The 25631-nt window shown below is 56.8% G+C and carries 26 protein-coding genes; 8 read left to right on the forward strand and 18 right to left on the reverse strand.

What is annotated here, in order from left to right:
• Positions 1 to 148 precede the first annotated feature (148 nt).
• The gene (locus JKP81_RS00490; RefSeq protein ID WP_017458961.1) at positions 149 to 1213 is read left to right on the forward strand and encodes an AI-2E family transporter; all 1065 of its coding nucleotides are present in this window, start codon (positions 149 to 151) and stop codon (positions 1211 to 1213) included.
• 40 nt (positions 1214 to 1253) lie between these two features.
• Here JKP81_RS00490 and focA read toward each other — a convergent pair whose 3' ends face one another.
• From focA to JKP81_RS00560, 14 genes are all read right to left on the reverse strand, one after another.
• Entirely contained in the window at positions 1254 to 2111 is an 858-nt protein-coding gene (gene focA, locus JKP81_RS00495) for a formate transporter FocA (protein ID WP_200550196.1), read from the reverse strand.
• A gap of 105 nt (positions 2112 to 2216) precedes the next feature.
• Entirely contained in the window at positions 2217 to 4166 is a 1950-nt protein-coding gene (locus JKP81_RS00500) for a sigma 54-interacting transcriptional regulator (protein WP_234455450.1), read from the reverse strand.
• Between the two features lie 109 nt (positions 4167 to 4275).
• Positions 4276 to 4689, reverse strand: a complete 414-nt coding sequence (locus JKP81_RS00505; protein ID WP_200550197.1) for a formate hydrogenlyase maturation HycH family protein — start codon at positions 4687 to 4689, stop codon at positions 4276 to 4278.
• The gene (locus JKP81_RS00510; RefSeq protein WP_200550198.1) at positions 4682 to 5458 is read right to left on the reverse strand and encodes an NADH-quinone oxidoreductase subunit B family protein; all 777 of its coding nucleotides are present in this window, start codon (positions 5456 to 5458) and stop codon (positions 4682 to 4684) included. Before JKP81_RS00510 ends, JKP81_RS00505 begins: the two co-directional genes overlap by 8 nt.
• Positions 5455 to 6003 carry a hydrogenase 4 subunit H gene (hyfH, locus tag JKP81_RS00515; RefSeq protein ID WP_020454686.1) on the reverse strand — a complete coding sequence of 183 codons (549 nt, stop codon included), beginning with the start codon at positions 6001 to 6003 and terminating at the stop codon, positions 5455 to 5457. Before hyfH ends, JKP81_RS00510 begins: the two co-directional genes overlap by 4 nt.
• Positions 6004 to 6014: 11 nt before the next feature.
• Positions 6015 to 7724 carry a hydrogenase large subunit gene (locus JKP81_RS00520; protein WP_200551043.1) on the reverse strand — a complete coding sequence of 570 codons (1710 nt, stop codon included), beginning with the start codon at positions 7722 to 7724 and terminating at the stop codon, positions 6015 to 6017.
• A 20-nt stretch (positions 7725 to 7744) separates the two neighbouring features.
• Positions 7745 to 9328 (reverse strand): hydrogenase 4 subunit F, encoded by a 1584-nt coding sequence (hyfF, locus tag JKP81_RS00525; RefSeq protein WP_200550199.1) that lies wholly within the window; start codon positions 9326 to 9328, stop codon positions 7745 to 7747.
• 4 nt (positions 9329 to 9332) lie between these two features.
• On the reverse strand, positions 9333 to 9983 hold the full coding sequence (gene hyfE / locus JKP81_RS00530) for a hydrogenase 4 membrane subunit (protein WP_017458953.1): 651 nt from the start codon (positions 9981 to 9983) through the stop codon (positions 9333 to 9335).
• 11 nt (positions 9984 to 9994) lie between these two features.
• The gene (locus JKP81_RS00535) at positions 9995 to 11434 is read right to left on the reverse strand and encodes a hydrogenase 4 subunit D (protein WP_200550200.1); all 1440 of its coding nucleotides are present in this window, start codon (positions 11432 to 11434) and stop codon (positions 9995 to 9997) included.
• 16 nt (positions 11435 to 11450) lie between these two features.
• On the reverse strand, positions 11451 to 12398 hold the full coding sequence (locus tag JKP81_RS00540; protein WP_200550201.1) for a respiratory chain complex I subunit 1 family protein: 948 nt from the start codon (positions 12396 to 12398) through the stop codon (positions 11451 to 11453).
• 13 nt (positions 12399 to 12411) lie between these two features.
• Positions 12412 to 14433 (reverse strand): hydrogenase 4 subunit B, encoded by a 2022-nt coding sequence (gene hyfB / locus JKP81_RS00545; RefSeq protein WP_200550202.1) that lies wholly within the window; start codon positions 14431 to 14433, stop codon positions 12412 to 12414.
• Positions 14433 to 15053 (reverse strand): 4Fe-4S dicluster domain-containing protein, encoded by a 621-nt coding sequence (locus tag JKP81_RS00550; protein WP_200550203.1) that lies wholly within the window; start codon positions 15051 to 15053, stop codon positions 14433 to 14435. Before JKP81_RS00550 ends, hyfB begins: the two co-directional genes overlap by 1 nt.
• Before the next feature lie 291 nt (positions 15054 to 15344).
• A complete protein-coding gene (gene bcp, locus JKP81_RS00555) occupies positions 15345 to 15815 on the reverse strand; it encodes a thioredoxin-dependent thiol peroxidase (RefSeq protein WP_020454679.1) in 471 nt (156 codons plus the stop codon).
• Positions 15815 to 16387, reverse strand: a complete 573-nt coding sequence (locus JKP81_RS00560; RefSeq protein WP_017458947.1) for a glycine cleavage system transcriptional repressor — start codon at positions 16385 to 16387, stop codon at positions 15815 to 15817. The genes bcp and JKP81_RS00560 overlap by 1 nt, the downstream gene beginning before the upstream one ends.
• Positions 16388 to 16532: 145 nt before the next feature.
• On the opposite strand from JKP81_RS00560, the gene dapA reads away from it, so the two are divergent.
• The 6 genes from dapA (at position 16533) to ypfH (ending at position 23071) form a co-directional block, all read left to right on the forward strand.
• On the forward strand, positions 16533 to 17411 hold the full coding sequence (gene dapA / locus JKP81_RS00565; RefSeq protein WP_200550204.1) for a 4-hydroxy-tetrahydrodipicolinate synthase: 879 nt from the start codon (positions 16533 to 16535) through the stop codon (positions 17409 to 17411).
• Positions 17412 to 17427: 16 nt separating this feature from the next.
• On the forward strand, positions 17428 to 18462 hold the full coding sequence (bamC, locus tag JKP81_RS00570; RefSeq protein WP_065370380.1) for an outer membrane protein assembly factor BamC: 1035 nt from the start codon (positions 17428 to 17430) through the stop codon (positions 18460 to 18462).
• Between the two features lie 106 nt (positions 18463 to 18568).
• Complete coding sequence (gene purC / locus JKP81_RS00575) at positions 18569 to 19282, forward strand: phosphoribosylaminoimidazolesuccinocarboxamide synthase (protein WP_017458944.1); 714 nt, start codon at positions 18569 to 18571, stop codon at positions 19280 to 19282.
• Positions 19283 to 19414: 132 nt separating this feature from the next.
• Positions 19415 to 20281: a neutral zinc metallopeptidase gene (locus JKP81_RS00580; RefSeq protein WP_200550205.1), complete on the forward strand. Its 867-nt coding sequence runs from the start codon at positions 19415 to 19417 to the stop codon at positions 20279 to 20281.
• A gap of 10 nt (positions 20282 to 20291) precedes the next feature.
• A complete protein-coding gene (locus JKP81_RS00585) occupies positions 20292 to 22295 on the forward strand; it encodes a tRNA(Met) cytidine acetyltransferase TmcA (protein WP_200550206.1) in 2004 nt (667 codons plus the stop codon).
• Between the two features lie 77 nt (positions 22296 to 22372).
• Positions 22373 to 23071: an esterase gene (ypfH, locus tag JKP81_RS00590; protein ID WP_200550207.1), complete on the forward strand. Its 699-nt coding sequence runs from the start codon at positions 22373 to 22375 to the stop codon at positions 23069 to 23071.
• A 41-nt stretch (positions 23072 to 23112) separates the two neighbouring features.
• Here ypfH and JKP81_RS00595 read toward each other — a convergent pair whose 3' ends face one another.
• From JKP81_RS00595 to JKP81_RS00610, 4 genes are all read right to left on the reverse strand, one after another.
• Positions 23113 to 23313: a YpfN family protein gene (locus tag JKP81_RS00595; RefSeq protein WP_017458940.1), complete on the reverse strand. Its 201-nt coding sequence runs from the start codon at positions 23311 to 23313 to the stop codon at positions 23113 to 23115.
• A gap of 16 nt (positions 23314 to 23329) precedes the next feature.
• Entirely contained in the window at positions 23330 to 24457 is a 1128-nt protein-coding gene (gene dapE / locus JKP81_RS00600) for a succinyl-diaminopimelate desuccinylase (protein WP_017458939.1), read from the reverse strand.
• Between the two features lie 3 nt (positions 24458 to 24460).
• Entirely contained in the window at positions 24461 to 24817 is a 357-nt protein-coding gene (locus tag JKP81_RS00605) for an ArsC family reductase (protein WP_200550208.1), read from the reverse strand.
• Between the two features lie 91 nt (positions 24818 to 24908).
• Positions 24909 to 25346, reverse strand: coding sequence for a GNAT family N-acetyltransferase (locus tag JKP81_RS00610; RefSeq protein ID WP_086870854.1), 438 nt, complete (start codon positions 25344 to 25346; stop codon positions 24909 to 24911).
• A gap of 184 nt (positions 25347 to 25530) precedes the next feature.
• Here JKP81_RS00610 and ypfM point away from each other — a divergent pair, with 184 nt between their 5' ends.
• Positions 25531 to 25590, forward strand: a complete 60-nt coding sequence (gene ypfM / locus JKP81_RS00615) for a protein YpfM (RefSeq protein WP_100181659.1) — start codon at positions 25531 to 25533, stop codon at positions 25588 to 25590.
• Positions 25591 to 25631: the final 41 nt, after the last annotated feature.

The following is a 25631-nucleotide window of genomic DNA, read 5'->3' on the forward strand; positions in this document are numbered from 1 at the left end:
AGTGTAGCCGCCTTTTGGGATGAAAAACATTGTATTCAGTGGATTGCTATGTTTCCCGCAAAGGATACGAAAAGCGAAGTCTTTTTTGTGACATTTCGATACAATTCCACTCCTTACCCCCCGCTCAAGAGGCTCATAAAAGAACGTTATGCTCGAAATGTTAATGCAGTGGTATCGCCGCCGCTTCAGCGATCCGGAGGCGATTGCGCTGCTGGTCATTCTGCTTGCGGGGTTCTGTATTCTCTTCTTCTTCAGCGGCCTTCTTGCGCCGCTGCTGGTGGCGCTGGTAATCGCTTACCTGCTTGAGTGGCCTACCGCACGTCTGCAACGTATCGGCTGTTCGCGTACCTGGGCTGCGACCATCGTTCTGGTGCTGTTTGTCGGCATCCTGCTGGTGATGGCGTTTGTGGTGATGCCGGTTGCCTGGCAGCAGGGGATTTACCTGATCCGCGATATGCCCGGCATGTTAAGCAAACTCTCTGATTTTGCCGCCACCTTACCGCGCCGCTACCCGGCGTTAATGGATGCGGGGATCATCGATGCGATGGCGGAAAACATGCGCTCCCGCATGCTGACAATGGGCGATTCCGTGGTGAAATATTCGCTCGCCTCGCTGGTCGGGCTGCTGACGCTGGCGGTGTATCTGGTGCTGGTGCCGCTGATGGTTTTCTTCCTGGTAAAAGATAAAGAGCAGATGCTCAACGCCGTGCGTCGCGTGCTGCCGCGCAACCGTGGGCTGGCGGGTCAGGTGTGGAAAGAGATGAACCAGCAAATCACCAACTACATCCGTGGCAAAGTGCTGGAGATGATTGTCGTTGGCGTCGCCACCTGGATCGGTTTTATCCTGTTTGGTCTCAACTACTCCCTGCTGCTGGCGGTGCTGGTCGGCTTCTCGGTGCTAATCCCCTATATCGGCGCGTTTGTCGTCACTATTCCGGTGGTTGGCGTGGCGCTGTTCCAGTTCGGGCTGGGTACCGAGTTCTGGAGTTGCTTTGCGGTGTATCTGATTATTCAGGGGCTGGACGGCAACCTGCTGGTGCCGGTGCTGTTCTCCGAAGCGGTTAACCTGCATCCGCTGGTGATCATTTTATCGGTGATTATCTTCGGCGGGCTGTGGGGCTTCTGGGGCGTATTTTTCGCCATTCCGCTGGCGACGTTGATTCAGGCGGTGATCCACGCCTGGCCGGATTCGCCGCCGGTGTCAGAAGAGTAAACTCACCGGGCGGCAGCCAGCTTGCCGCCCGGCATTCTCCTCAATGCGTGTCGTTCTGATGGCGCAGATAAATAATCCAGTACGTCACCCCCACCAGCACGCCGCCACCAATAATATTGCCAATCGTCACCGGCAGCAGGTTATCGGTAATCACGTTACTGATGGTGAGCGCCGGGAAGTTATCCGGCGAGCTGTGTACCGCGGTCCAGAAACTCTGCGGTGAGAAGTCACGAATAATCACCGCCAGCGGCAGCAAAAACATGTTGGCGATACTGTGCTCAAAACCGCTGGCGACAAACATGCCGATCGGCAGCAGCATCGCCATGATTTTGTCAGTCAACGTATGACCGGAATAACTCATCCACACCGCCAGGCAGACCATCAAATTACACAGTGTGCCCAGGCACACCGCTTCGATAAAGGTGTGGTGCATTTTATGGTCAGCGGTTTGCAACACATTCAGCCCCCACAAGCCGTTACCGTTCATGGCCTGGCCGCCAAACCAAATCAACGCCACAAAAAACAGCGCACCCACGAGGTTGCCGAAATAGACAATTACCCAGTTGGTAAACAGTTGCCGCCAGCTAATCAACCCGCTGGCTTTTGCCATCACCGTCAGCACGGTTGAGGTAAAGAGATCCGCCCCGCAGACTACTACCAGAATCAGCCCGAGGGAAAAACAGACGCCGCCCGCCAGCTTCGCCAGCGCAGTCGCGGGCGCAGGCCCGGCGGTAACGGTGATGTAAAACACAAACGCAATCGAGATAAATACGCCCGCAGTAATGGCGAGGAAGAACGACAGCTCTTTTCGTTTGCTGACTTTATACAATCCAGACTGCTCGGCGACTTTTGCCATTTCCGCAGGAAGTCGCAGGTCAAACGCGTTGCCGGTATCCATTTGATTCTCCTGATTCAATGCATAGTAGACACCCGCCGTCTTATGCATAGCGCATACCAGCGACAAACCAGAGAGCGTTAGCGGGTTCACAGAACCCGAAGGGGGTTACAGCACTTCGCGCACGGCGATACCAAGACGCTGCATTCGTGATAACAGCGTGGTGCGTTTCATGCCGAGTTTGGCGGCCGCGCCGCGCGGTCCGGCGACAATGCCGTTGGTTTCGCGCAGCACCTGGATAATCTGCTGGCGTTCCGCTTCGTCATTTTCCGGCGGCTCCGGGTGCATCATCTCCGCCACTTTTGGCAGCGTGAAGGGGAAGGGATCGTGGCTGACAGGCTGCACCATGCTGACCGGCTGCGCGTGCAGATGCAGGTTTAAGGTGTTATCACGCGCCAACAGCACGGCGCGTTCAATGACGTTTTCCAGCTCGCGCACATTACCAGGCCACTCGTAACGCATCAGTTGCTGGAGGGTATCGGCGGGAATGGTATCGATGGTGCGATTGAGGCGGCGCGCCAGTTTTTGCGTGAAATAACGCGCCAGCAGCGGAATATCGTCTGGTCGCTCGCGTAGCGGCGGCAGCACCAGCGGAAAGACATTCAGGCGGTAAAACAGATCGTTACGGAACTCGCGGTCAATCACCATCTGGCGCAGATCGCGGTTGGTGGCGGCAATAACCCGCACGTTCACCGGAATGGTTTTTGTGCCGCCGATGCGTTCGATCTCGCGCTCCTGCAACACCCGCAGCAATTTTGGTTGCAGCTCAAGCGGCATATCGCCAATTTCATCGAGGAACAGCGTGCCTTCATCGGCCATCTCAAAACGCCCGCGATGGGCGTTAATCGCCCCGGTAAACGCGCCTTTATCGTGACCAAACAGCTCGCTTTCCAGCAGGCTGGCGGGAATGGCGGCACAGTTGATTTTTACCAGCGGTTTATCTTTGCGCGGGCTCATCTGGTGTAGCGCGCGGGCGATGATCTCCTTGCCGGTGCCGGTTTCCCCGAGGATCAGCACTGTGCTGTCGCTTAGTGCCACAATGTTGACCTGCTGGAGCACCTCGCGCATGGCATCGCTCTGGTAAATGATGTCGCCAAAACTCTGGCTGGAGGCGATTTGCTCGTTCAGTTTGCGGTTTTCGCTGTTCAGATTCTCTTTTAAATGAATCACCTGCCGGTAGGCGTCGGCATTATCGACGGCAATGCCAATTCTGTCGGCAATTTGCTGCAACAATCGACAGTTTTGCTCACCGAAAATCGAGTCGTCCCGGTGCGCCAGCAACAGCACGCCAGGCGCGTGGTGGCTGAAGGTCAGCGGCAAAATAAACACCACGTTTAACCCCTGCATCAATAGCTGTTGCAATACCGGATCGCGCTGCCATAACCCGGCATCCTGCGTCTGGTGCAGCAATGCGCCCTGATTTTCATTGAGCGCCGCCAGCACCACCGGACTGTCACTGCGCAGGGCAAAGCGCTCGGTTTCCGGCGGGCAGCTGGGAAAGTGGGTGGCATGGCAAATAAGCTGGTGGGAGTGCAGCGTGTCGCGCAGAACGACACGAACATTATCGATGCCGAAAAAGCGGTGGATCTCCTGCGAAACATCAGCGATCAGATCGTCAAGATCCAGATGCGAGAGCACCGAGTTGGTAATGTCTACCAGCACTCGATCATGGTCGCGCTCTTCGCGTAGCGTTTCGATCGACTCGCTCAATTCCACCTGAGAAAGTTGCGCTTCCAGCGCCTGGCTTGCCAGCCGCGCCAGCCAGCTAAACATCGTGTTGTCCTGCTCCGTGAACTGGCCGCTATCGGTGCGAACAAAACGCAACTCCAGCACATCACTTTGCGCCAGCAGCACGAGATGCAGCGAACTGTCGCTGACTTTTCCACCGTATTCACGCTCGCTACTTTCGGCGCTGCCATCATCAAAGCAGCGCCAGAAGTGGGCGTTATTCAGGCGTAATTCGATAAACTGGACGGGGCTGAAAGGCGGCGGTAAAGGGATAAACGCCCGGAGTAACGAAGTGTGAGTATTCTGTTCCAGCAACTGCCGTAAGATCATGGATACGTCGCCCTTAATAGTGAGCGTAAATAGTACATTACCCCTTATTTTTGTAGTGTTACAAGCTTCACGTATAAATCACTGGGGTGACATTTATATGATGAATCATTCAGCGTAACAGCCGCACCATCAGATAGATCGCCGGTTCATGCGCCATATCCTGTAAATGTTGCAGCAACTGGCGGCTCCAGCTCCGCCAGGGTTCTTCCGCCGTTTTTGATAACTGTACGAATGTTGGTGCCAGGGTATTCACGTGGCTGGCATCGATGACGATTTCGCCAAAGGTTAATAACCCCTGCATTTTGCGCCTGGCATCCGCGTCATCGATCAACGCCAGCCAGTGCTGGTAATCATCAAGCGGGCATTCAAGCGCCACGTTGAGGCAGTCGATCACCCCAACGTGGTGACCAATCGCCAGCGAGTAGTACATCACCTGGCGACTTTTCTCTTCCAGTTCGACGCTGTTATCGACAAACTTCTGCCGCAGCATCCAGAACATCACTTTCGCTTGCTGCTCAGACATGGGCGCGCTCCAGCTCGTTCATCAGTTGCTGCACGATGGAGCTCAGGCGCGGGTCTGCCGCCTGTTGCAGCCAGTTATTCACCCGCTGTGTGGCCTGTGCGGGATCGCCTGCGGTTAATAAAGCAAAAAGCTGGTCGGTAATTTCGCGTCCCTGGCGATAACCCGCCAGCTGGCGCGCCAGCCGTTCAAGCGTCACGCGTAATGCCAGCGGCAGCGTCGGCCAGCGCACGCTGGCGATTTCATCTGCCGCTTGTTGATGATCGACGGCGTGCAGTTTTTGCTCCAGCAAGCCAAGCGCTACGGCAAAACCGTGGATCGTCGCCGCAGGCGTCGGCGGGCAACCGGGGATCCATACATCAATCGGCACAATGGTGTCGCTGCCGCCCCACACGCAGTAGAGATCGTGGAAAATCCCGCCACCGACGCCGCACGCACCGTAGGAGATGGCAATTTTATAGTCCGGTGCGGCTTCCCATGCGCGCAGCGCGGGCATGCGCATGGCGCGGGTGACCGCGCCGGTAAACAGCAAAATATCCGCGTGGCGTGGCGACGCCACCACTTTGATGCCAAAGCGTTCTGCGTCAAACAGCGGCGTAATGGCGGCGAAAATTTCGATTTCACACCCGTTACAGCCGCCGCAATCGACGCGGTAAACGTAAGCAGAGCGCTGGATATCGCGCAGCAAGAGCTGCTTCATTTTCTGCGCGGATTCATCGAGCGGCACCGGCTGGCTGACATGCTGGTTCAGCACTTTCAGGTCGGAACTCATGCTTGCTCCTTAAGGTAATAATGCACGTTAACGCTGCCGCGATGCTCCAGCGCCGCGCGTCGGCGGCACGCCGGGCAGAGAGAGGCTTGCGCCCGCAGGTTCTCCAGCTGATGCGGTGCGTTTTGGTTCAGGGCCAGCAGCTCCACTGCCAGCGCCACGGATTTTTCTGGCGCGAACGGCACGCCGCACTCGCTACAGTGCTGCAGGCGGAAGGTGGCGCGCACATAGAGATCGGCTTTGTTAGTGACCGCCAGCTCAAACTCTTCCGACAGACGGATCGCCCGCGTCGGGCATACCTCCTCGCAGCGCCCACAGTAGATGCAACGGCCAATGAACAACTGCCAGACGCGGCTGTTCTCCCCGGCATCCGTTTCCAGCGTGAGCGCGTTCGCCGGACAGGCGGTGGTACAGGCGCCGCAGGCGATGCATTGCTGCGGATCCAGTTCCGGTTTTCCGCGAAACCCCGGACACACCTCCAGCGGCGCAAACGGGTATTTCACCGTCGGCTCGCCCGCTCTGAGAATGGTTTTCAACAATTTCAGCATCGTTTCTTTCCTTACTTCAGCGGCGAGTGGCGACGTTCAATGCCGTAACGTTCAATCTCTTTGTAGGGCACGGTTGTCGATTTACGCTTGCGCACATCCACCAGCGTCACGCGGTCGGTACACGAATAGCAGGGATCGAGGCTGCCGATAATCAGCGGCGCATCGGAAACGGTATTGCCGCGCAACATATAGCGCAGCACCGGCCAGTTGGCGTAGGTCGCCGCGCGACAGCGCCAGCGGTAAAGCTTCTGGTTGTCGCCGAGCATGCTCCAGTGAACATCTTCTCCGCGCGGCGCTTCCACATAACCGAGCGCGAATTTATGCGGCTGATAGCTAAACCCTTCGGTCAGCAGCGGCGTATCCGGCAGGTTATCAAGGGCAAATTCAATCATCGCCAGCGAATCGAACACCTCTTTCACCCGCACCATGACGCGTGAAAAGACGTCGCCATCCGGCCAGGTAAAGAGCGTTTTCGGTAGGTTGCCGTAATCCGCGTACGGATGATCGAAACGTAAATCGCGGGCAAAACCGCTGCCACGGATCAGCGGCCCGACCGGGCTGAAATCGCGCGCTATCTGGCGGTCAAGAATGCCCACACCCTGGGTGCGCTGTGCCATGTTGGGCGTGGAGAGCAGCATATCGACCAGTTGTGCCACTTCCGCGCGCATCTCTTTCACCAGTTGAATGGTTTTGACGCGCTGCTCTTTCAGAATGTCGCGGCGGATGCCGCCAATCAGATTCAGACCGTAGGTTTTGCGCGAACCGGTGAGCAACTCAGCCATGGTCATCGATTTTTCACGGATGCGGAAAAACTGCATAAAACCGGTATCAAAGCCGACAAAGTGGCTGGAAAGACCGATGTTGAGCAGATGGCTGTGCAGCCGTTCCACTTCCAGCAGTACCGAACGGATGGTATGCGCCCGCTGCGGCACCACAATGCCGAGCGCATTTTCGACCGAGGTGGTGTAAGCCACGCTATGGGCAAAGCCGCAAATGCCGCAAACCCTGTCCGACAGGAATGTCACTTCGTTGTAGCCCATGCGGGTTTCCGCCAGCTTTTCCATACCGCGATGGACATAAAACAAGCGGTAATCGGCATCGACAATCCGTTCGCCATCAACAAACAAGCGAAAATGCCCCGGTTCATCGGAGGTGATATGCAGTGGGCCAATCGGCACAATGCGCGCCGAATTGCCGCCATCGTTGATAAAGGTGTAGTTTTCCGTGTCGCTGGAGGGTTCCGGGCGCAGGCGGTAATCCATGGTGTCTTTGCGCAACGGGTGCAGATCGTCCGGCCAGTCATCCGGCAACACCAGCCGGCGCTGATCCGGCAAACCGACCGGGATCAGACCGTACATATCGCGGATCTCACGTTCGCCCCATACGGCGGCGGGTACGCGCGGCGTCACCGACGGGAACTCGCGCGTGTCGGCATCGACCAACGCTTTCACCACAATCCAGCACTTTTCCGCACCTTCCATCGACAGCGCGTAGTAGACCGCGTAATGACCATTCAGGGTACGTTCATCATTGCCGAACAGCACCGGTAACCAGCCGTCATGCTGGTAATAGAGGTAGTGCACAATGTCCGGCAACAGATTGATTTTGACCGTTATAGTGACTTGTTCGAAGGTCTGGCGCTCCTCGTCCAGCACCGCGCCGGGAAACTGCGCCTTCAATGCAGCAAGACAGGCGTTGCCGCGAGGTTGCTGGAGATTCACGCTTGCTAAATAACTCACTTTCACTCTCCCTGACGATGCGACGGCGTTGCCGATGCGGCGGTGGTATCAAAATTGGCCCACAGCCAGCTAAGCTGCGTGGGATGATCATCATTGTTTTGCTGCACGATGGTGGCGGCGCTGGCCAGTAACCGGCTGACCGGCTGAGGAATATGCGTACCCATCACCAGCATCATCACCAGCAGAATCACCATCGGCGCGGTGGTGAGCCAGCCCAGCTCGCCGGTTGCCACCTGTTGCGGCGGCGTGGCGAACAGCACTTTCGCCACCATGCGCACCAGCCCGCCGAGCACCAGCGTCAGTAACACCAGCAGCAGGATGGTGACGGCGAGATGTTCCGCCGCCAGCCCGGCGGTAACGGTCATAAACTCACTGAGGAAAATATTGAATGGCGGCATACCGCCCAGCGCCAGCGCGCCGCCGCCGAGCAGCACGGCGGTAAACGGCATCACTTTCAGCATCCCGCATACCACATCCATATTGCGGGTGCCGTACTTAAGCAGCACATTACCGGAGCCGCAGAACAGCAGCGTTTTCGCCAGGCTGTGATTGAGCGTGTGCAGCAGCGCCGCCAGAATACCGAGCGGGCCGCCGATGCCGAGTGCAACGGCTACCAGCCCCATGTTCTCCACACTGGAGTAAGCCAGCAGGCGTTTCATATCCTGCTGCACCAGAATGAAGAACGCGGCGACACCCACCGACAGCAGACCAAAAATCAGCAATAGCCGGTTGGGGAAACTGTCACCGATGGCGTGACAAATAATGATGTAGTAGCGGATCAGCACCAGCAGTGCGCAGTTGAGCAGCACCGCTGAGAGCAGGGCGCTTACCGGGCTCGGCGCTTCGCTGTGCGCGTCCGGCAGCCAGGCGTGCATCGGGAACAACCCGGTTTTGGTACCAAAACCAATCAGCACAAACACAAACGCCAGCACCATCAGTGTCGGGTCGAGCTGGCCGCTCTCTTTCAGCACTTCGGTCCAGAAAATAGCGTGGTCAGGTTGTGCCATAAAGCTGGCGGCATTGGCGTACACCAGCACCGTACCGAACAGGCCAAACGCCACGCCAACGGTACAGATGATGATGTATTTCCATGCCGCTTCCAGCGACGAGCGCTGCCCGTAAATACCGACCAAAAACGCGGAACTCAGCGTGGTGGCTTCGATCGCCGCCCACATTACAATCAGGTTATTACTGGTGACCACCAGCAGCATGGTGAACAGGAACAGGTGGAAAAAACCGTAGTAGTAACAGAGCGTCGGCACGCTGATTTCACCGTGATCAACTTCATGGCGCATATAGCCAATCGAGTAGAGGCCGGTGATAAAACCGATAACGCCCAGCAGCGACAGGAACAACCCGCTCAGGCTATCGATATGCAACCAGCGGCTGGCGGCGAAAATTTCCCCTTCGCGCACCGCTTCCGCGATCGTCCACAGGGCGATGACCAACAGCAGCGAAATCCCCAGCGTATGCACCACCGTAACCAGCGTGCGCGCCACATTGCCGCTCAGGCGGCAGGCGAAACACAGCGCAGAAACCAGCAGCGGCGTCAGCAGCAACAACGTGAACATCAAGGTATGGCTCATGGTGTTACCCCTTCAGCGCCGTCAGCGTGTTGACATCCAGCGTGCCGTGCGTGCGCCAGATTTTCCGTGCCAGCAGCACCATCACAATCACCGCGAAAATGGCGTCGGTGGCGATGCCAATCTCCACCAGCTCCGGCGCGCGCCAGGCGAGCAGCGCCAGCACCAGGTGCGAGCCGTTCTCCATCAGGCAGTAGCCGAAGATTTGCCGCAAAATATTGCGCTGGCTGATAATGCACAGCAGCCCAAGCAGGAAGTGACCGAGCGCAACGGCGAGCGCCGGTTTGAGCTGCGCTATCATCGGCAACTGCACCGGGCGCACCACAAACCAGCACAGCAGCACAATTGCCGCCGCCATCAGCACCAGCGTTGCCGGACCAAACAGCCGTTCCCCAACGCCGGATTGCGCCATCTTGCGAAAGGCGTAGCCCATGATCAGCGGCACCAGCAGCACTTTGGTGAAGAATGCGCTGAACGACCACATCAGCAACTGTTCGGCGTCCAGTAACTGCGACAGGGTAAAAAAGATAGAGACCAGCACCAGCGATTGCAGGGCATACAACCAGCAGGAGACGGAGTAGCGTCTGGCGCAGGTGACCAGCAGCGAGGTGAACATCATCAGCCCCGCCAGGTTGTTAACAAGCAGTGTTCCCGTCATTATCGACTCCCTTATCCAAGCCACGCCGCAGCGATCACGCTTGAGCACAGCGACATCACAATCAGAATCACCAGTACCAGTTTCATCGCATACGGCAGCGGTGCGGCTTGCGCCACTTCCTCGCTCGGCTCACCTGGCACCACGCGCCCGAACCAGTAAATAAACCAGCCGAAGCTGGCGACGGATTCCACCAGCGCCAGAATCATCACCGCCAGTAAAATCGGGTCGTCATTCGACAGGGCAAACCCGGCGGCGAAGAGGGGGAATTTACTGAAGAAACCGTTAAACGGCGGCACGCCGGTGATCGCCAGCGCGGCAACGCAAAAGCCAATGCCCGCCAGCGGCAATGTCTTCATCACCCCGCGCAAGCGTGGCAGCAGGCGAGTACCGCAGCTGTAACTCAGTGCGCCCGCGACGAGGAAAAACAGGCTTTTGGCAAAAGCGTGGTTGAAGATGTAAACAATCCCCGCGGTGAAAGCCAGCGGCGAGCCGAAAGTCGACAGCGACAGGGCAAGGAAGATCCATGCCAGTTGCGAGATGGTCGACCACGCCAGCAGCCGTTTCATATCTTTTTGCGGCAGATACATCAAAAAGCCGTATACCAGCGTCAGCGTCGCCATGCCCACGCCAATCCAGCTGATGATGTGAGGAATGTGTCCGCCTTCGGCGATCGCGCGGGCAAAAATGTAGACACCCACTTTCACCATGGACGCGGCGTGTAAGTAAGCGCTCACCGGGGTTGGTGCTTCCATCGCATCCGGCAGCCAGGCTTGCAACGGCAACTGGGCGGATTTGCCCCACGCGGCAAACAGAATGCCGCCGTACACCAGATACGCCGCCGGGCCTTGTAGCTGACTGATGGCGCTCAGCGCAAAAGTGTGGGTATGCAAAAACAGCGTGGCCGCCGCCAGATACAGGCCAAGCGAACCGACGTGCGTGATAAGCAGCGCTTTCATCGCCGCGCGCTGGGATTTTTCGCTCTGGTAATAGCTAATCAGCGCCCAGGAACAGCCGCCAGTGATCTCGAAAAACAGCAACTGCCCGAGCAGCGTGGAGGAGAGCACTAAGCCGGACATCGCACCGATAAACACCAGCAGGAACGCATAATAACGGTTGCTGCCGTCGTGCGGATGCTCGCGGTTGCTGCGCGTCAGGTAACCGGTCGAATAGAGCGCCACCAGCAGGCCAAGAAAGACCACCGCAAACAGGATCAGGGTGCTGATGCGGTCGACTAACAGACCAAACAGCACCACCTGACCCGCTGCCAGCAGCGGCATATCTGCTGTTTCACTGCCCGCCTGGTAAAAGCGCCAGGCCAGCAACACGGTGGCAAGCGTTGCCAGAAGCGCGAAGAGCGTGGCAAGCTGCGGCGCGGTTTTCCGTGGGCAAAGCGAGACGACCAGCGCGCCGATAAAGGGCAGCAGCAGTGTCGTCAGAGCAAGAGTTTCCATTATTTTTCCGCGCTCCTTACAAACCGGTTAACCAGAGGACATAGGACAGCGCAGCCAGACTGAAGCCGAGCCAGGTCAGGCGGTGCGTCAGCAAAAAGCGCCCACGCGCCAGCGAGTTTTCCACCACCGACGCCAGCACAAACACCACCAACAGTTTCAGCAGCGTGATCACCAGCGACAGCGCCATTGCGCCCACACTGAGCGTGACGGCGTTGCCGAAGGGGAAAAACAGCGCGAGGAACAGCGAGGCCATCACCACCTGCTTCAGACCGACGCCCCATTTCACCAGCGCCAGACCGGCGCCGGAGTATTCGGTCAGCGGGCCTTCCTGCAACTCCTGCTCCGCTTCCGCGACGTCGAACGGGATTTTGCCCATCTCAATAAAACAGGCGAACCCGCAGGCCAGCATTGCCAGTAGCGTGGCGACCGGTGACATCCAGCCCGCCGCCAGCGTGTTGCTGATGGCGCTGATTTGGGTGGATCCTGCCAGTAACGCCAGCACCAGCAGCGAAAGGATCAGCATCGGCTCCACCAGAATTCCCAGCGTCAGCTCGCGGCTGGCGCCGAGGCCGGAGAAGGGGCTGCCGGTATCCAGCCCGGAAAGGGCAAAGAAGAAACGAAACAGGGCAAAGAGATAAATCAGGGTGATTAAATCGCCCGCTCCGGCAAAGGGCGCGGTGCGGATAAACAGCGGCAGCGTCATCGCCACCAGCAGCATGCTGCTGAGCAACACCCACGGCATGGCGCGAAACATCAGGCCAGATGAAGTCGGTGCGACAGCCTGGCGTTTTAGCAGCTTTTGTAAGTCGCGGTAATCCTGCCAGATCCCCGGCCCTTTTCGGGAGTGCATGCGGGCGCGGATTTGCCGGGACACTCCGGTAAACAGCGGCGTCAGCGCCAGCAATAGAGCCGCCTGGCAGAGGGCAAATAGCCCGAGTGACCACGCAGATGTCTGTTCTAACATTGTTGTCTCCTCCTCACAGCGCGATCGTCAGCAGCAGGATCACCAGCGCGGCAATCACATACAGGCAGTAGAGCCGGAAATCGCCGCTTTGCAGGTACTGCACCACGCGAGCCACGCGCTGCGTCGCACTGACCAGCGGGCGAATGATTTTCTCGTCCCAGAATGGCTCCGTACGCGTTGCCGCCTGCGTAATACCGCCCAGGCTGCGCTGTAAGGGCTGAGCCGGATCGAGCTGTTTACGTAGCTGGTAAAGCGGGCCAAACATCACGCGCAATGGCTGGGTAAAGCTGCCTGCGGAAGGGGCCATGCCTTTTTCCCACGCGTAACCACAGGCCCAGGCATCGCCGCTGCGGCGAAACGCGCCGCGCGTCTGGCGGTTGAGAAACCACAGCACGCCGGGCAGCAGGGGCAAAAGCAGTAACAGCAGGAACACGGTGGAAGGCGTCAGCATCGCTTGCTGCGCCTCACCGGGGATAAGCGTTGCGCCTTCGGCGGCGGCAAGCGCGGCGGGTGGCGTTAAGCTCAGCGCGATATGCATTAACTGCGGGGCAATCCAGCTTGCGCCCACGCCGAGCGCCACGCACAGCAGCGCCAGCACGGACATGGCGGCAACCATCGGCCATGGCACTTCACGTGCCTGATCGGCTTTTTCACTGCGGGCATTGCCGCAAAAACTGACGCCGTAAACTTTCACAAAACACATTGCCGCCAGCGCGCCGGTGATCGCCAGCATCACAATGGCAATGGGGCCAGCGAGGCGCGGGATGATCGCGTCAATGCGGGTCAGAGAGAACAGAGACTGATAGGTGTACCACTCGCTGATAAAGCCGTTCAGCGGTGGCATTGCGGAAATCGCAAGGCAGCCCACCAGAAATGCCCCGGCTGTCCACGGCATCCGTTTGCCGAGTGCCCCCATTTTTTCCATATCGCGGGTATGCAGACGAAAAATGATTGCGCCTGCCCCCAGAAACAGCAGGCCTTTAAACAGCGCGTGGTTCAGCAGGTGGAACAGCGCGCCGAGCAGGCCGACAGCGGCAATCATCGGTTGATGTAAAGCGATGCCCGCCATGCCGACGCCGACGCCCAGCAAAATGATGCCGATGTTCTCAACGGTGTGCCATGCCAGCAAGCGTTTGATGTCGTGCTCTGCCAGCGCGTAGAGCACGCCAAGCACCGACGACACCGCGCCAAAAGCCAGCACCACCACGCCCCACCATAACGGAATACCGCTGTGACCGAGCAGGTCGATACCGACTTTGATAATGCCGAAGATACCAATTTTCACCATCACGCCCGACATCAGCGCCGAGGCGTGCGACGGTGCAGCCGGGTGGGCGCGCGGCAGCCAGCTGTGCAGCGGTAACATCCCGGCTTTGGCGCCAAAACCGAAAAAGGCCAGCAGGAAGACCGCCGACGCGGTGCCCGGCTCCAGCGTGAGCGTGCGGAAACTGGCGAAATCGAGGCTGCCGCTCTGTCGCCACATCAGGAAGAAGGCGATCATGATCAATACCGACCCGGCGTGGGCGATAAAGAAGTAGAGCATCCCGGCGCGGATCGACTCTTCATCCTGGTCCGTGATAACCAAAAACCACGAGGCGAGGGACATCATTTCAAACAGCACGATGAACCAGAACGCGTTATCCATCACCACCAGGCCTACCATCGAGGCGATAAACAGGTTCATAAAAAAGCCCATCGCCCCGGCACCTTTGCCGATGTATTCCCGCACATACGCCAGTGAATAGAGCCCGCACAACGTGACCAGCAGCGAGATGACGAGCACCATAAAGGCGCTCAGGTTATCCATGCGCACCACGAAATGGGCGAAATCAAAGGGGCCAATGGCCTGAAAACTCAGCGGCACGCCGCCGTGCAATGCGCTCAGGGCGCTGGCGATCCCCAGCACGCCGCCGATCATGGCGGCGATCCCGGCGACGTTGATCGCCAGTTCCTGACTGCGGGCAAGCAACAACGACAGGACGCCTCCGGCGACGTACACCACGATTGACCACATCAATAATTGCAGGGCATCCATTAGCGTTGCTCCGGCGAAGAGGGAAGAGGAGGGAAGGTCACATCGGTTGAACTCAGCGCGGCCAGCTCCCGACGGGCCTTGAGCTGTTTATGCAGTGTGCTTTCCGTTTCCAGATGCAGCGCTTGCGTGGGGCAAGCCCGTACACAGGCAGGGCCTTCGGGCAGGAAGTCGCAGAGATCGCATTTCACCGCGATGGTTTGCACCCCCGCGTTCCAGCGTAAAAACGGGTGATCGTTGGGCGCGCTGCCGGGCACATCGCGCAGTTGTTCTTCGGCAATGTGATGCTCGTAACGGGCGGGAATATTGAGCGGGCGGCTGCCGGCGGGCGTGATCGCCCCGAACGGACACACCAGCCCACACAGTTTGCAGCCAATGCACAGCGTTTCATTGAGATAAACGGCATCATCCTGAAACGAAATGGCATTGACCGGACACACCTGTTTGCACGGCGCATCGTCACAGTGGCGGCACAGTATCGGCGCGGTTTTGCTGGGTGTGCGCACGAGTGTCAGCCGGGGATGGTGCTGCAGGCCCTGGCTTTTATGCACATCCGAGCAGGCGGCAAGACAGGTATTGCATCCTATACACCACTCGGGATCGGCAATCACAAAGCGGTTCATTTCGGCTCCCTGGAATCGAGGTAAAAACATTGAGCCTGCTTTAGCATAAGCTGTGCCAAAGTTATAAATTTTTAAATTTCAAGTGGTTGTGTGTTTTTGAGGATCGAGGGGCGAACAAAAGTGATGGTCAGCGTAGAGCGAAAATTAACCTGTCGGCACAAGTGTCGACATCACGGTGTGAAGTGTGATCGTGGTCAAATAGTTGAAGGGAGAGGCAAAGGAAAGTTGCAGGGGAGCGGCAAAGGAAAGGGCGTACCCGATCGGGCCGCCCTGAGAAAAGGTGCGTTACTGTCAGGCGTTCTCTTTCAGCCAGTTAACCACGATGTCGTGGTGATTGCTGGTTTTGAAGTCATCAAACACATGTTCAACTTTACCGTCAGCATCCACGAGGAAGCTGATACGGTGGATACCGTCGTAGGTTTTGCCCATAAAGGTTTTTTCACCCCAGACGCCAAACTGCTCGCAGACCTGGTGGTCTTCATCAGAGAGCAGCGTAAAGTTGAGCAGCTCTTTTTCTGCAAAGCGGGAAAGTTTCTCTGGTTTGTCGGTGCTGATACCCAGCACTTCCACACCCGCTTTCTTTAACTCATCCATGTTATCGCGCAGGCCACAGGCCTGGACAGTACAGCCTGGTGTCATGGCTTTCGGGTAGAAATAGACCAGAACACGCTGTCCCTGGAAGTCGGCCAAATTTACTTGTTCACCGTCTTGATCGGGCAAGCTAAATTTCGGTGCGATATCACCGGCTTTCAGTGGATTCATTACTTAACTCCATCCTGTTCATCATGCTGGGAATAGTTGACGATGTTTATACTGCCTTGCGCGTTCAATTCTGTACATAGGGCTTTGAACGCCTGCTCAATATTTGACGCGTCCTGTGACGCGGGGCTATGAGCGGTTATCTGGATAAATAACGTTGGCGCAACGGTAAGATTACCGGGCTGTGTACGGGAGACTAACTCCGCAATATTCATTTCGTGTGCGTCGAAAAGCGCAGTGAAACGCTCAATCAGGTGGGGTGAATCGGGGACTTCAACCTGCACCCACACGGTGGCTGGCATATCAGGACGCGGACGGGCATCGGTGCGCTTCATCACAATTAGCAAATCCAGCTCGGCGCCTTTCAGCGGTAAGGTCGATTCGATAAGCGTAATAGCGTTCCACGAACCCGAAAGCAGCATTATAAACGTGAACTCTTCCCCCAGCATCGCCAGACGGCTGTCTTCGATATTACAGCCGCAGCTGCTGACGTGGCGTGTGATCGTGTTCACAATGCCAGGCCTGTCGGCCCCCAGCGCAGTGATAACCAAAAAGTGTTGTGATGAGGTTGTCAAACCTGAGCTTCCTGTCAAACATGAGGTAATCATAAGGAAAGCATAAAAAAAACCGGCATACAACCGCCACAGAGCCTCAGGTCTCTTGCTTTTCTGACGGCACCGCACGTACCATTGAGAATCTTGTTCGCACAGAGGATGGCCCATGTTCACGGGAAGTATTGTCGCGCTTATCACGCCGATGGATTCGCAAGGTAAAGTCTGCCGGTCAAGCCTGAAAAAACTGATTGATTACCATGTCGCCAACGGAACCACGGCGATCGTTTCGGTAGGGACTACCGGTGAATCCGCCACGCTGAGCCATGATGAGCATGCCGACGTGGTGAAGATGACGGTTGAACTGGCCGACGGGCGCATCCCTGTGATTGCCGGGACAGGCGCGAACGCTACCGCAGAAGCCATCAGCCTGACCCAGTGTTTTAACGACAGCGGCGTGGTGGGTTGCCTGACTGTTACGCCTTACTACAACCGCCCGACTCAGGAAGGGCTGTTCCAGCATTTTAAAGCCATCGCCGAACATACTGACCTGCCGCAAATTCTGTATAATGTGCCGTCGCGTACCGGCTGCGATATGCTGCCGGAAACCGTAGGCCGTCTGGCGAAAATTAAAAATATTATCGGTATTAAGGAAGCGACCGGGAACTTAAGTCGTGTTCACCAGATCAAAGAGCTGGTTTCAGACGACTTTATCCTGCTGAGCGGCGACGATGCCACCGCGCTGGACTTTATGCAGCTCGGCGGTGACGGTGTAATTTCCGTGACCAGCAACGTGGCGGCGCGCGATATGGCTGACATGTGCAAACTGGCGGCCCAGGGGAATTACGCCGAAGCACGCGTAATCAACCAGCGTTTGATGCCGTTACACAACAAACTATTTGTCGAACCCAATCCAATCCCCGTTAAATGGGCATGTATGGAGTTGGGGCTTGTAGCAACCGACACGCTGCGTCTGCCGATGACGCCCATTACCGACCATGGTCGTGACGTTGTCCGCACTGCGCTTAAGCATGCCGGTCTGCTGTAAAGTTTAGGGAGATTTGATGGCTTACTCAGTACAGAAGTCGCGCCTGGCGAAGGTAGCGGGTGTTTCACTTGTGATGTTGCTCGCCGCCTGTAGTTCCGATTCACGTTATAAGCGTCAGGTTAGCGGTGACGAATCCTATCTGGATGCGGCTCCGCTTGCTGAACTTCACGCGCCCGCAGGGATGATCCTCCCGGTGCAAAACGGTGATTACACCATCCCTGTTGCTAACGGCAGCGGCGCGGTAGGTAAAGCGCTGGACATTCGTCCGCCAGCTCAGCCGCTGGCGCTGGTGAGCGGTGCGCGCACCCAGTTTACCGGTGACACCGCGACGCTAATGGTCGAAAACGGCCGCAACAGCACGCTGTGGCCGCAGGTGGTCAGCATTCTTCAGGGGAAAAACTACAGCATCGACAAACGTGACGATGCCACGCAGACCCTGACCACCGGTTGGGTTGACTGGAACCGTCTGGATGAAGATCAGCAGTATCGTGGTCGTTATCAAATCTCGGTGAAACCGCAGGGTTACCAGCAGGCGGTTGTCGTCAAGCTGGTAAATCTGGAACAGGCGGGCAAACCGGTTGCGGACGCCGCATCGCTGCAGCGTTACAGCACCGAAATGCTGAACGTTATCTCCTCCGGTCTGGATAAAACCGCAACTGACGCGCAAACTGCGGCGGAAAACCGCAGCGTCTCTACGCTGAACGTCCAGAGCGCCGCCGATGATACCGGTCTGCCGATGCTGGTGGTGCGTGGGCCGTTTAACGTTGTGTGGCAGCGTCTGCCGTCCGTGCTGGAAAAAGTGGGAATGAAAGTCACCGACAGCACGCGCTCAACGGGCAGCATTGCAGTGACCTATAAGCCGCTGTCCGACAGCAGCTGGCAGGAGCTGGGCGCGCGCGATCCGGGTCTGGCTTCCGGCGACTATAAACTGCAGGTCGGCGATCTGGATAACCGCAGCAGCCTCCAGTTCATCGATCCGAAAGGTCACACGCTGACACAATCGCAGAACGACGCGTTAGTCGCAGCCTTCCAGGCGGCGTTTAACCGATAATCCTCAGGGCCGGATGTTCCGGCCTTTTTTTATTATGGTGACGCAAACGTGTGCGTCAGCGTAAAATAGCCAAATTAGCCTTGTAATCACACCTGGAGTAATTAAGATGCAAAAGCAAGCTGAGTTGTATCGCGGCAAAGCGAAGACCGTGTACAGTACGGAAAACCCGGACCTGTTGGTGCTCGAATTCCGTAACGATACGTCAGCAGGGGATGGCGCGCGCATTGAACAGTTTGATCGTAAGGGCATGGTGAACAACAAGTTCAACCATTTCATTATGACCAAACTGCAAGAAGCGGGCATCCCGACCCAGATGGAAGCGCTGCTTTCTGATACCGAATGTCTGGTGAAAAAACTGGATATGGTGCCGGTAGAGTGCGTGATTCGTAACCGTGCGGCAGGCTCGCTGGTGAAACGTCTGGGCATCGAAGAGGGCATTGAGCTGAATCCGCCGCTGTTCGATATGTTCCTCAAAAACGATGCGATGCACGATCCGATGGTGAACGAATCCTACTGCGAAACCTTCGGCTGGGTGAACAAAGAAAATCTGGCGCGCATGAAAGAGCTGACCTACAAAGCCAACGACGTGCTGAGCAAACTGTTTGATGATGCCGGTTTGATCCTCGTTGATTTCAAACTGGAGTTTGGCCTGTTTAAAGGCGAAGTGGTACTCGGCGACGAGTTCTCCCCGGACGGCAGCCGCCTGTGGGATAAAGAGACGCTGGATAAAATGGACAAAGACCGTTTCCGTCAGAGCCTTGGTGGCCTGATTGAAGCCTATGAAGCCGTGGCGCATCGTCTTGGCGTGAAACTGGACTGATCTTCACCTCGCGTTACTTCCGGAGGGTGACTGCATCCTCCGGATTTCCTCACTTTTTTCCTGTGCTAATCCTTCCCTCTGCGCCTACGATCATATATACACTGAGTCCATCATTGGGATAGTGAGGTAGTTATGCGCTGGCAAGGCCGTCGAGAGAGTGACAACGTAGAAGACCGACGTAATGAGTCGGGTGGGCCGTCGATGCGCGGGCCCGGGTTTCGTTTACCGGGTGGCAAGGGTGGGATAATCCTGCTGTTGGTGGTGATCGTCGCGAGCTATTACGGTGTTGATCTCACCAGTTTACTGACCGGGCAACCGGTGAGCCCACCCACGCAACAACAGCGCGCCGCGAACCCGCATGAGGATGAGTCTGCGCATTTTACCCGCGTTATTTTCGCCACCACCGAAGAGACCTGGGGCCAGCTGTTTGAAAAAATGGGACAACATTATCAACAGCCGACGCTGGTGATGTACCGTGGCAGCACCCATACCGGCTGCGGCACCGGGCAATCCATTATGGGGCCGTTTTACTGCCCGGCAGACAGCAAAATTTATATCGATCTCTCTTTTTACGATGAGATGAAAAACAAGCTCGGCGCGGGCGGCGATTTCGCTCAGGGCTACGTGATTGCCCATGAAGTCGGTCATCACGTGCAAAAACTTCTGGGGACGGAAGCCAAAGTGCGCGGCCTGCAACAAAACGCCACGCAACAACAGGCGAATGCCTTGTCGGTGCGCATGGAGTTGCAGGCCGATTGTTATGCGGGCGTCTGGGGCCACAGCATGGAGCAGCAGGGCGTGCTGGAACCGGGCGATGTCGAAGAGGCATTAAACGCTGCGCAAGCCATTGGTGATGACCGCTTACAGCAGCGCAGTCAGGGCGTCGCATTCCCGGATAGTTTCACGCATGGTACCTCGACACAGCGTTACACCTGGTTCAAACGCGGAATGGACAGCGGCGATCCGGCGCAGTGCAATACCTTCAGCGGGCAGTTGTAATCACCTCGTGATGCAACAGCTGATTGAACTGAGCGCCCGCATGGCGCGGGAAGGGATCCGTCGCTTGCTGGTGATTGCCGGTCAGCCTGCGTGGAGTGAGGCGCAGGCGGGCACACTGCGCGACTCGCTTCCCGGCGACTGGCTGTGGGTCGGTGAAAACAGCGGCTGGCCACAACACATTCAACCTCGCGCATTAACTACCTTGCTCGGGCGTGAATTCCGTCATGCCGTGTTCGATGCGCGTGAAGGATTTGATGTCGCCGCTTTCGCCGCCCTTGGCGGGACGCTCACGGCCGGTAGCTGGCTGGTGATGCTCACACCGCCGTTCGCGCTGTGGCCGCAGCAGCCGGATGCAGACAGCCTGCGATGGAGCGACACCGCCGAGCCGATCCCGACCCCGGTTTTTATTGATCACTTTTGCCGTACGCTCCGTGACGATCCACAAACCGTGGTGTGGCAGCAAGCGTCACCTTTTTCTCTTCCGGACTTTCCTTCCCGGCCTGAATGGCACGCGGCAACTGGCGCACCCGAGCACGAGCAGGCGCAGATCCTTGAGCAACTTCGTCGCATGCCGCCAGGTGTCGCGGTGGTGACGGCACCGCGCGGGCGAGGAAAATCGGCGCTGGCGGGGATGCATATTGCCCGCATATCTGAGCCTGTCACGGTCACCGCACCTGCGCGCGCCGCCACCGATGTGCTGGCGAAATACGCCGGCGAGCGGTTCAACTTTATCGCCCCGGATGCGTTGCTCCAGCAGATAACGGCGCAGGGAACACAGCCGGGCTGGCTGGTGGTGGATGAAGCTGCTGCCATTCCTGGGCCGCTGCTGCATGCGCTGGTTTCCGATTTCCCTCGCGCATTGCTCACCACCACCGTACAGGGTTATGAAGGCACCGGGCAGGGTTTTTTGCTGAAGTTCTGTGCCGGGTTTCCGCAGTTACGCCATTACACGCTCTCCACGCCGCTGCGCTGGGCGCAGGGCTGCCCGCTGGAGCAGGTAATTAGCGCCCTGTTGCTGTTTGACGATGAACCTGTCGTTGAACCGCCGACAGGTGACATCACCATACAGCCGTTATCAGCACGGGCCTGGCAAGAGACGGCGGCGATTTATCGTCTGCTGGCGAGCGCCCATTACCGCACGTCACCGCTCGATCTGCGACGCATGATGGATGCGCCTGGGCAGCATTTCTGGCAGGCTTGCCGGGCAAAAACGGCGGTGGCCGCGCTCTGGCTGGTGGACGAGGGTGGGTTAAGTGCCGGGCTTAGCCAGGCGGTGTGGGCGGGTTTTCGCCGTCCGCGCGGTAACCTGGTCGCACAATCGCTGGCCGCGCACGGCGGTAGCCCGCTGGCGGCAACATTGCGCGGGCGGCGTATCAGCCGCATTGCTGTGCATCCTTTTTGCCAGCGTACGGGGATTGGCAGTGCGCTCATCGCCCATGCGCGAGCGCATACAACGAAGTGTGATTACCTCTCCGTCAGTTTTGGCTATACGCCAGAATTATGGCGCTTCTGGCAGCGCTGCGGTTTTTCGCTGGTACGCCTTGGCAGCCATCGCGAAGCGAGCAGCGGCTGTTTTACCGCCATGGCGATACTCCCGCTGACGGTGGCTGGCGAAGCGCTGCTGGTGCGGGAACAGACTCGCCTGGCGCGCGATCTGCCCTGGCTTGCCGACTGGCGCGAGGAAACGTTGTCTCTGCCTGTTGTTCAGTCGACTACGCTTAGTGAAGAGGACTGGCTCGAGTTGGCCGGTTTCGCTTTTGCGCATCGACCACTTTCGGCGGCTTACGGCGCGTTATGCCGTTTGCTGGCGCACGCGCATTTGCCATTGTTGGCATTGCGAGGACGGGTAAGCGATGGCGAAAGCGAACAGGCGTTATGCCAGCGTTTATCGCTGAGCGGGCGTAAAGCGCTGCTGCTATCTCAGCGCCGGGAGTGTGAACAGGCGCTCTTTAACCTGGATGCTGTTCGCGCGCTCAATCTGAAAACACAGGTGCAGAAACTGCAATTTTTTTAACTAACTCATTCAGTTAAATGGCATGGTCATTATGGCTCCCGGGCGTAAACTGCACTCAACGATTTAAGGAGACAACCATGAAACATGACCATTTCGTTGTGCAAAGTCCGCAATCCCCGGCAAAACAATTACTGCTGTTGTTTCATGGCGTTGGCGATAACCCGGTCTCCATGGGACAAATCGGCAGCTGGTTTGCACCGCACTTTCCCGATGCGCTGATCGTCAGTATTGGCGGCGTCGAAACCTGCGGCGCACCACCGGCCCGCCAGTGGTTTTCCGTGGCAGGCGTGACGGAAGAAAATCGTCAGCAACGCATTGATGCTGTGATGCCGCAATTTATTGACGTTGTGCGCTACTGGCAGCAGCAAAGCGGCGTAAATGCGTTAGCCACGGCGCTGATTGGCTTTTCGCAAGGGGCGATTATGGCGCTGGAAGGGCTGAAAGCGCAGCCGGATCTCGCTTCGCGGGTGATTGCGTTCAACGGGCGTTACGCCACGCTGCCGCAGGCGGTTTCCACGGCACAAACCATTCACCTGATTCACGGCGGTGAAGACCGGGTTATCGATTTGGCCTGGGCGGTGAAGGCGCAGGAAGCGGTGCAAACGCTTGGCGGCGATATCACGCTGGATATTGTCGACGATTTGGGCCATGCCATTGATGATCGCAGTATTGAGCTGGCGCTCAAACATTTGCGCTACACCGTGCCGAAGCACTATTTCGATGAAGCGTTAAGCGGCGGCAAGCCGAATGACGACGATATTATTGAGTTTTTATGAGCAAAAAATTCACCCCCGATAGGGGGTGAATTATGTGAGGCTTACTTTTTCGGCTGATCCTGTTTCGGCCAGTCGTCATCGTCGTCCCACTTGTCGTTGAAATCACGATGCGGCGGCAGATCCGGCTTGTTAGCGAGGAATTTTTTGTGATCGACCCGGCTCAGGTCTTTGATCACATTAATCAGTACGCCAAGTAAAAAAACCAGTACCAGAATCCACCAATATTTTGCCAGCCAATCCATGTCATCCTCCAGGCCATCAGGCGATGAGTTGTTCCATAATGCGTTGATACATACGGGCAAGCAGTTGCAAATCCGCCGCGTTCACACATTCGTTGATCTTGTGAATGGTGGCGTTCACCGGCCCGAGTTCAACCACTTGCGCGCCCATACGCGCGATAAAACGGCCATCTGACGTGCCGCCGGTGGTTAACAACTGCGGTTTGATTTCATTATAGTGCTCAATGGCATTAACCACCGCATCCACCAGCTTGCCGCGCCCCGTCAGGAAAGGTTGCCCGGAAACCCACCACTCCACGCTGTAACGCAACTGATGTTTATCCAGCAGCGCCTGCACGTGAGCTTTGATCATCTCATCGGTCAGTTCGGTACTAAAGCGGAAGTTGAACTGCACAAACAGATCGCCAGGGATAACGTTGTTGCTACCGGTTCCTGCTTTGATATTGGCAATCTGCATGCTGGTCGGCGGAAAGTATTCGTTGCCGTGATCCCACTGGATGGCCACCAGCTCATTGAGCATTGGCGCGGCGCGATGCACCGGGTTATCCGCCAGATGCGGATAGGCAACGTGCCCCTGAACACCGTGAATGGTCAGGTTGCAGGTCATCGATCCACGACGACCGTTTTTTACCACATCGCCCACCACTTCCGTACTGGAAGGCTCACCAACCAGGCAGTAATCCAGCCGTTCGTTACGCGCCATCAGCGCGTCGACCACTTTGACGGTGCCGTTGGTGGCGCTGGCCTCCTCGTCAGAGGTGATAAGAAATGCCAGACGGCCTTTATGCTGCGGATGCTGGGCGACAAAACGCTCGGCGGCGACAACCATCGCCGCCAGCGAACCTTTCATGTCTGCTGCGCCGCGACCAAATAGCATGCCGTCGCGGATGGTTGGTTCAAAAGGCGGGTTGATCCAGCGGTCCGCATCGCCAGCCGGCACCACATCCGTATGGCCAGCGAAGGCCAGCGTTTCGCCTTGCCCGCGCCATGCCCAGAAATTTTGCGTGTCGCCAAAATCCATCGGCTCAATGGTAAAACCGATAGCGCGCAGACGTTCAATCATTAGCGCCTGGCATCCTGCATCATTGGGGCTCAGAGAAGGGCGACGAATAAGCTGCTGTGTCAGCTCAATAACCGGGCACGACATAAACTACACCTCGTTAATAAACTTCTCATAACTGGATTCATTGAAACCCAGCAGCATAGGCTTACCCGGCGCGCAGAGCAATGGGCGTTTGATAATTGCAGGCATTTCAAGCATCAACGCGATGGCAGCATCATCATTGGTGATGGCTGCGCGCTGGGCTTCATCCAGCTTGCGCCAGGTGGTGCCCCGGGTGTTTAGTAGCGCTTCCCAGCCGAGTTCATCAACAAATGTACGCAGTAAATCTGCATGAATACCGTCTGTGCGGTAATCGTGGAAACGGTATTCCACCCGCTGCGCTTCGAGCCAGCGGCGCGCTTTTTTGATGGTGTCGCAGTTTTTGATGCCGTACATGGTGATCATGGTGAATCCTTTTGTCTCTTTTTTGGTTATTTGTGCAAGAAATTAGAATAACGGATTTTAATTTGCCTGTGATTTGTCTGAGAAGCAAATGTCAGCGGATATAACCACTCTGTTCCAGTTTGAATAAACTTTCAGGTGTTGCGCATACCATGCCAGTGGTTAAAAAACGGAAACCATATTGTTGATAAAATCCTGTCTTTTCCGGTACGGAATAAATAAAGGTTTTGCCGAACGGTAATAATGTTCTGACAATGTCAGACATCAGTTGTTTTCCATAACCGCGTCCCTGCATTTCCGGGGCGACCACAATATCCGCAACATAGCTGGCCCATGTCAGATCGCTGATTGCGCGCGCCGTGGCGACCAGCTCCCCGTTATGATAGCCAAACCAGCAGAAGGTGCTATTGCGCCACGCCTGCTCGACCTGTAGCGGGTCGCGCTGATTAAGACCGCCTGCGGCAATCAGCGCCGTTAACGCCAGCCAGTCCACCGCTTCAATTGCTGATTTATCGAACAATGTGATCGTCATTTCATTTGGCCCTAAAGTTTTTATGGAATATTGCCGTTATTCACATTAAATGACATGACATCGGCTCATAGTTATCACAAGCATTAAAAGTACCCCGCTAATAGCGATTGAAGCAATTGATTAACGTCTCTTCAATGTTGTTACGGGTTTAAGTAGAATTGCCAGAATAATAAGAGAGGTAGTTATGATTGAACATGAACTGGGGAACTGGAAAGACTTTATCGAAGGCATGCTTCGTAAATAATTTCCTGACGAACGATTAAGCAGTGACGGCTTAATAAATAA

It is taken from the genome of Kosakonia sp. LAM2021 (genome assembly GCF_016620385.1).
GTDB lineage: Bacteria > Pseudomonadota > Gammaproteobacteria > Enterobacterales > Enterobacteriaceae > Kosakonia > Kosakonia sacchari.